Origin of the sequence: Pseudomonas mandelii (assembly GCF_024138395.1) — a bacterium.
GTDB classification, from domain to species: Bacteria; Pseudomonadota; Gammaproteobacteria; order Pseudomonadales; family Pseudomonadaceae; genus Aquipseudomonas; species Aquipseudomonas mandelii_E.
Genome location: NZ_JAMYDU010000057.1, coordinates 1 through 1,208, shown reverse-complemented (window position 1 = coordinate 1,208; position 1,208 = coordinate 1). Strand labels below are relative to the sequence as shown.

Genomic DNA, 1,208 nt, shown 5'->3' with positions numbered 1-1,208 from the left:
GCGGCAGCGGCGACGACACCTACGTCATCGACAACGTCGCCGACAAGGTCACCGAACTGGCTGATGAAGGCCGCGATCTGATCCGCACGGCGGTGAGCTACACCCTGTCGGCCAACGTTGAAGACGGCGTGCTGCTCGGCGCCGCTGTGTTGAACCTCACGGGTAATGAGCTCGATAACAGCCTCACCGGCAACGCCGCGGCCAATCTCCTCGACGGCAAGGCCGGTGCGGACACCCTCGATGGCGGTGCCGGCAACGACACCTACGTCGTCGACAATGTCGGCGACACGGTGATCGAACGCGGCACCTCGCTGACCGAGATCGACACGGTGCTGTCGTCGATCAGCTACGCCCTGGGCAGCAACCTCGAGAACCTGACCCTCACCGGTGGCGATAATCTGGACGGTACCGGCAACGCCCTGAGCAACCGCCTGAGCGGTAACAGCGGCAACAACCTTCTGGACGGTGGAACCGGTGCCGACCTGATGATCGGCGGCAACGGCAATGACACCTACATCGTCGACAACCTCAAGGACGTGGTCACCGAAACCAGCACTCTGGTATCTGAAGTCGACACCGTGCGCTCCTCGGTGAGCTGGACCCTCGGCGCCAACCTGGAAAACCTCACCCTTACCGGCAGCGACAACCTCACCGGTGTCGGCAATACCCTGCGCAACGTGCTGACTGGCAACAGCGGCAATAACCTCCTCAACGGTGGCGCCGGACTAGACACGCTGATCGGTGGTGCCGGCGACGACACCTACGTCCTCGATCAATTCGGTGAATTGGCGCTGCTGCAGGAAACTGCCGACCAGGGTCGCGACCTGCTGAACATCACCTATGCTTCAACCCCGACCACCAGCACCGTCGACCTCAGCCAAACCAGCCTGCAGAACGTCGAAAACGTCACCCTCACCGGCCTCGGTGCCTTCACCGTGGTCGGCAACGACCTGAACAACACCCTGCTTGGCAACGCCTCCGTCAACACCCTGCAAGGCGGCGCCGGCAACGACTGGATGGATGGCGGCGTGGGCGCTGACATCCTCAGTGGCGGCAGCGGTGATGACACCTACGTCATCGACAACGTCGCCGACAAGGTCACCGAACTGGCTGATGAAGGCCGCGATCTGATCCGCACGGCGGTGAGCTACACCCTGTCGGCCAACGTTGAAGACGGCGTGCTGCTGGGTACAGCGGCACTTAATTTG

General features: G+C 62.6%; 1 protein-coding gene. It reads left to right on the top strand.

Features of this window, described 5'->3' with window-relative positions:
- A partial coding sequence (locus NHU87_RS28290) for a calcium-binding protein (protein ID WP_301271602.1) occupies window positions 1-1,208 on the top strand: 1,208 nt, incomplete at both ends.